Source organism: Komagataeibacter kakiaceti JCM 25156, from assembly GCF_000613305.1.
Genome location: NZ_BAIO01000134.1, coordinates 1 through 5545, shown reverse-complemented (window position 1 = coordinate 5545; position 5545 = coordinate 1). Strand labels below are relative to the sequence as shown.

The 5545-nt window shown below is 63.6% G+C and carries 3 protein-coding genes and 1 pseudogene; 3 read left to right on the top strand and 1 reads right to left on the bottom strand.

Annotation, left to right across the window (positions count from 1 at the left end; genetic code table 11):
* On the bottom strand, positions 1 to 1773 hold a 1773-nt coding region (locus JCM25156_RS22925; RefSeq protein ID WP_242402567.1), incomplete at its 3' end, for a GAF domain-containing protein.
* A 724-nt stretch (positions 1774 to 2497) separates the two neighbouring features.
* Here JCM25156_RS22925 and JCM25156_RS30975 point away from each other — a divergent pair.
* The 3 genes and pseudogenes from JCM25156_RS30975 to JCM25156_RS08825 all read left to right on the top strand — a co-directional run.
* The gene (locus JCM25156_RS30975; protein ID WP_242402566.1) at positions 2498 to 4018 is read left to right on the top strand and encodes a PAS domain S-box protein; all 1521 of its coding nucleotides are present in this window, start codon (positions 2498 to 2500) and stop codon (positions 4016 to 4018) included.
* A gap of 171 nt (positions 4019 to 4189) precedes the next feature.
* Complete coding sequence (locus JCM25156_RS30970) at positions 4190 to 5056, top strand: putative bifunctional diguanylate cyclase/phosphodiesterase (protein WP_242402565.1); 867 nt, start codon at positions 4190 to 4192, stop codon at positions 5054 to 5056.
* A gap of 90 nt (positions 5057 to 5146) precedes the next feature.
* Positions 5147 to 5545, top strand: a pseudogene (locus tag JCM25156_RS08825) (amidohydrolase family protein); the annotation flags it as partial.

Sequence of the window (5545 nt, the reverse complement as noted above, 5' to 3'; positions counted from 1 at the left end):
GCACGGCCTGGTCATGCGCCAGCGCCAGCGCGCGGATACGTCGCGCAGGCGCTCCACATGCTCATCGGCCGTGCTGTCCGGGGTTATGGGCTGGCTGACCAGTGACTGCACCACCGACAGGATGTTCTTGACCCGATGGTTCAGTTCCTCGTTCAGCATGCGCTGGCGCAGATCGGCGGTGGCCCGCTCGCGGAGCTGCAACTGGTGGTACGCGCCCATGACCTCGATCAGCGCGGAACGGACCAGGGTGGCGGCCTCCATTTCCTCCGCCGCCCAGGGCAGGCTTTCGCGTGTGACCTGCTGGGTCCAGATTTCGATGTTGTTGCGGGGGCCGAAATACCCGTCCTCCGCCGTGGCGGGGGCGGAGGCGTGCGGGGCGACGCCCCATTTCAGGGTCCGTACCACCTCACGGCGGAACACCAGCAGGTAATCCCCCGGCTGGGAGGAGATCGGCACGATCATCATGCCCGCCGCCTGCGCCACATAGCGGGCGGCGTCGGGTATGAGCGCGCTGAGCCTGCTTGTATGCCAGATCTGCGTACCCGCCTGGGTGCGCGCCAGTTCCAGCAGGCTGTTCATGGCGTCGGCCGGGGGGTGCGCGCCGCTATAGGTCCAGCGCCCGCCCACCCATAGCGCCGCGCCATCGCACTGCACGAAGGTCAGCATTTCCTTCAGGTGCGTCATGAGATAGGCGGGCATGTCCGCCACCGGGGCCGCGCCCTTGAGGAACGTCTCGATCAGCGCATGGGTCTGGCGCGTCATGGCCAGGCGCTTGGTGCGCAGCAGGTTGGTGATCTGGAGCGACAGGAACTCCCCGAACATGCGCGCGACAATGCGCTCGCTCATGTTCAGCACGCGCGCGCTGTAATGATGGCAGGCGATCATGCCCCACAGCTTGCCATCCACCATGAGCGAGACCGACAGGGAAGCCTGCACCCCCATGCCGCGCAGATATTCGCAATGGCTGGGGGCGACCTGGCGCAGATGGGAATGTGACAGGTCGGGCGGGGCCATGCCGGGGGGGGAGATTACCGGTACGGGTGGGGCCGATATATCCGCGATGATGCGGATAAGATTGGTGCTGTACAGCCTGCGGGTGGGGGCGGGCATGTCACTGGCGGGAAAATGCTGCCCCAGGAAACTTTCCAGATCGGGGCCGTGATGCTCGGCTTCCACCTTGCCCGACCCATCGGTCGCGAAACGGTAGAGCATGACGCGGTCGTAACGCAGCACCCCGGCGAAAAGCCGGACCACGGTGCGGAAAAGCTGCCCGAACTCCGAAATCTCGCGGATGCGGTCGATCATGGTGCGCAGCAGGGACAGATAGGCCCCGTCGCGTTCCACGCCCACGGCGGGCTCCCATTCCAGCATGATCTCGCCACCGGCGGTGTGGATCGCCACGTCATAGCACCCGCCACGGGGCAGTTCCTGCCCGAAAACCAGGGCGGGGCGGCGGTGCGCCTCCCGGTGGGTGGCCAGCGCGTTACGGATATTGTGGGTGGCCTCGCGGCCGATCACGTCGCGCAGGCTCATCCCGGCCGTCAGGGTGGTGACCCCAAGCCGGGCTGGCGCATCGGCCGACCAGCGCAGGATCCGCTCCAGCCGTCCATCACAGGCCAGCAGCCAGCCATGGGGCTGGATGCCTTCGGCCATCATCGGCGCGCTACCGGGCCTGTCATGGCTAATGACCATACGCCACGGCAGCTCCCTTCGGGAAGGTGAGGCATGACGGCGGTTCATCCGCCATCGTCTGTCCGCGCCAGCTTCGTCCATGCTGGTCCGGTCTGTGCGATATGCCCACGTTGCCCACCATAAACGGCTCCTGCATGCGGAACCGGCGGCGTGGTCATTCACGCCCGCGGGGATCCGCCCGACGCTTCATGCCGCCGAAGTCACATATCCATAATTAAGTATCACGCGGGAAAAGACCCCGGCGATGAAGCGGGGTTAACATACCGTCAATATTCGGGGAGGAGCCGATCACATTTATGTGGCCCGTGGCGGAATGGGCCAGCGGCTATTCATCCTGCCCATAAAAAAAGTCCAGAACCCAGACAGCAAGCCGCATGACAGCCCATATGCACAGGCACAACACAATCGCGTTACGGGCTACGATCGTGGTCTGGTAAAAGGCATCATATCCGGTCATTGGCGCTCCATACCCGCTATATTCACCGGTCCATGCACGGGTGGGCATTATGGGCGGCAGACGCGGGCCGCGGCAATACACATCATTGCGCCAGCGTTGTGAATGACTGGCTGTTACGGCAGGGCGGGGCCGTAATGCGCGCGGGACGGGTTGCGGGCCACCGTCATATATGTATCATTTGTACAATAATTTTTCTCCGTATACATCCCTTATACCGTTTGTTAATAGGAACGCGCCTATGCAGTTCCATGCCGCCGGCACCGATTACAGTGATTACAGGTATTCATGCGCAAATCACATTTCACCCCAGTCCCGCGCATTGCCGCGTAGCCGGAGCCCTGCGGTCAGATGCCCCGTGACATGATGGATGACAGCCAGATAACGGTCCTGCCCGCGCTGGAACAGACCATCCTCGGCGTTGTCATCATTGATGAGAACAATACGGTCACCTTCTTCAACAAGGCGGCGGAAAACCTGTGGCGCTGCACGCGGCTGGACGTGATCGGGCGCAACGTGAACGTGCTGGTGCCGCGCAATATCCGCGCCTCGCACGATGAACTGGTCAGCCACAACCGCATATCCGGCACCAACCGCATCGTCGGCACCAGCCGGGAGGTGCGGGTCGAACGCTTTGATGGCACCACGTTCTGGGCCAATCTTTCGCTCTCACGCATCGCGGTGGGGGGCAAGGTCGGCTACATGGCGCTGATCCGCGATATTTCGCAGGAAGTGGATGACCGCGAGAAAATCCGCCTCCTGTCGCTCGTGGTGCGCGAGACCGACCGGGGCGTGGCCATTCTCGACCCCGAATTCCGCATCATCTACGTCAACCGCGCCTTCAGCGACATTTTCGGCTCCAGCCCCGAGCAGGTGACCGGCCACGGGCTGTCCGTCATCCTGTCGGGTGACGCGGCGGACATGGATGTGCTGAACCGCCTGCATGAAAGCGCGCGTACCGCGCGTGGCTGCGTGGTGGAAATCCGCGCCCGCCACGCCACCGGGCGCGACATATGGGTCTCCGCCGCCATGAACCCGGTTGTCGGCCGGGAGGGCGAGATTGAGAACATCGTGGTGGTGCTGACCGACATTACCGAGCAGTATTTCCTGGACAGCCTGCAACGCGACACCCTGGCCGCGATTTCAAGCCATCTGGGCCTGCGTGAGGTGATGGACTTCATCTGCCGCCGCATCGAACACCATCTGCCCGACATCATGCCCGCCATCTATCTGGCGGAAAAGGGGGAACGGCTGAAATGCGTGGGCCGCGCCAGCCTGCCGCTTTCGCTGGTCGAACTGTATGACGGGCAGCCCATCAGCCCCGACGCCGCCTGTTCGGGCCAGGCCGCGAGCACCGGCATGATCGTGCAGTGCGGGGACATCGCCACCGACCCGCACTGGCGGCATATGCGCGCGGCCACGATGCATAGCGGCATAAAGGCGGCCATCGCGACGCCCATCATCCTGCGTGACAACCGCGTGGCGGGCGTGTTCACCTGCTATTCGCGCACCGACACCGTGCCCGACGCGGCGTGCCAGAAGGCGGTGGCCACCAGCCTGCACCTGTGCACGCTCGCCATCGAGCGTTACGAGACGGAAGAGCATATCAGCCGCCTGTCGGATTTCGACATGCTGACCGGCCTGCCCAACAGCCGCTGGCTGCGCCAGAACATGCCCCGCCTGCTGCGCCGCCCCGGCCGCGGCCACCTGATGCTGATGACGGTGGGAATGGACGGGTTCAAGCACATCAATGACCTGTTCGGCCATACGGCGGGCGATGAACTGATCGCGTATATCGGCAATACGCTGCGTGAGACCATCAGCCCGATGATACGCTGGTGCGCAGCGGTGGCGACCAGTTCACCATCGTGACCGGTGGCGAGCAGCAGCATGCTCCATCCTTGGGGCCGCCATTCTCCATGCGCTGGAAACGCCCGCCACCGTTGGTGATGTGCGGGTCAACCTGGCCGCGAGCTTGGCATAGCCGTCTACCCGGAAAACGGGGAGGACGGGGATACCCTGCTGAAAAATGCCGAAAGCGCGATGTTCCAGGCCAAGGACGAAGGGGGCGGGCGCTGCTGCTTTTTCAGCCAGAGCATGAACCGGCAGGCCAGCGACCGGCTGATTCTGGCCGCCGCCCTGCGCGAAGCACTGGCCAATAACCGCCTGCGCCTGTTCTACCAGCCACAGGTCGATGCGCGCACCGGCCGCATGTACGGGGTGGAGGCGCTGTCGCGCTGGACGGACGAAACACTCGGCTTCGTCTCCCCCGCGCGTTTCATTGCCGTGGCGGAGGAAACGGGGCAGATCGAAACCATTGGCAAATGGTCGCTACGCGTGGCGTGCGAACAGATGGCGCAGTGGATCCGGGATGGCGTGGATGTGCCGATCGTATCGGTCAATCTGTCGCCGCTGCATTTCCGTGACGAGGCGCTGCCCCGTTTCGTGGCGGACCTGCTGAAGGAAACCGGGATTCCGCCCACGCGCCTGACCATCGAAATTACCGAAAGCACCATGATCGACAACTACGAGCGCACCATACACATGGTTCAGACGCTGCGCGACATGGGGGTTGGCATCTCGATGGACGATTTCGGCACCGGCTTTTCCAGCCTGTCCAGCCTTGCGGGGCTGCCGGTGAATGAAATGAAGATTGACCGCAGCTTCATGCAGGGGCTGGAAAGCATAGAAAAGGTGCGCGCCGTGGTGATGGCGGCGGTCCGCATCGGCCAGAGTCTGGGCATGACCGTGGTGGCCGAAGGCGTGGAGCATGAGGACCAGCGCCGCCTGCTGGCGGAAATGGATTGTGACGTGCTGCAGGGTTACATGTTCTCAAAGCCTCTCCCGCCGGAGGAACTGAACGCCTGGCTCGCCGCCTATCAGCCATCGCACTGGCTTCGTAACCCCTGATCCATGCCTGCCCGGCAGCGTAGGGGACAGGGCGCGTAAAACAGGCTATCAGATACGTCAATGTATCTGACGGCAGGGGAATACGCGCGCGTGAATATTGATGGCCATATTGTCCTGCCCGACCGGATCATGCCCGGACGCCTCACCTTTGGCCCGACAATAACCGCAATGGCCCCCATGGCCGATGTGCCGGAGCGGTATATCCTGCCCGGCTTCATTGATGGTCATGTGCATGGGGGCGACGGCGCGGACATGATGGATGGCGTGGACGCGATCCACCGTATGGCTCTGTTCCATATGGCGCATGGCACCACCACGCTGCTGCCCACCACCATCACCGCCCCGTGGAATGACATCATGGCGGCGCTGCATGCCGTGGCCGAGGTCATGCGCACCGGAATCACGGATGGACCGGAGATTGCGGGCGCGCATCTGGAAGGGCCATTCATAAGCCCGCACCGGCTCGGGCGCAGCCGCCCTTCGCGCTGG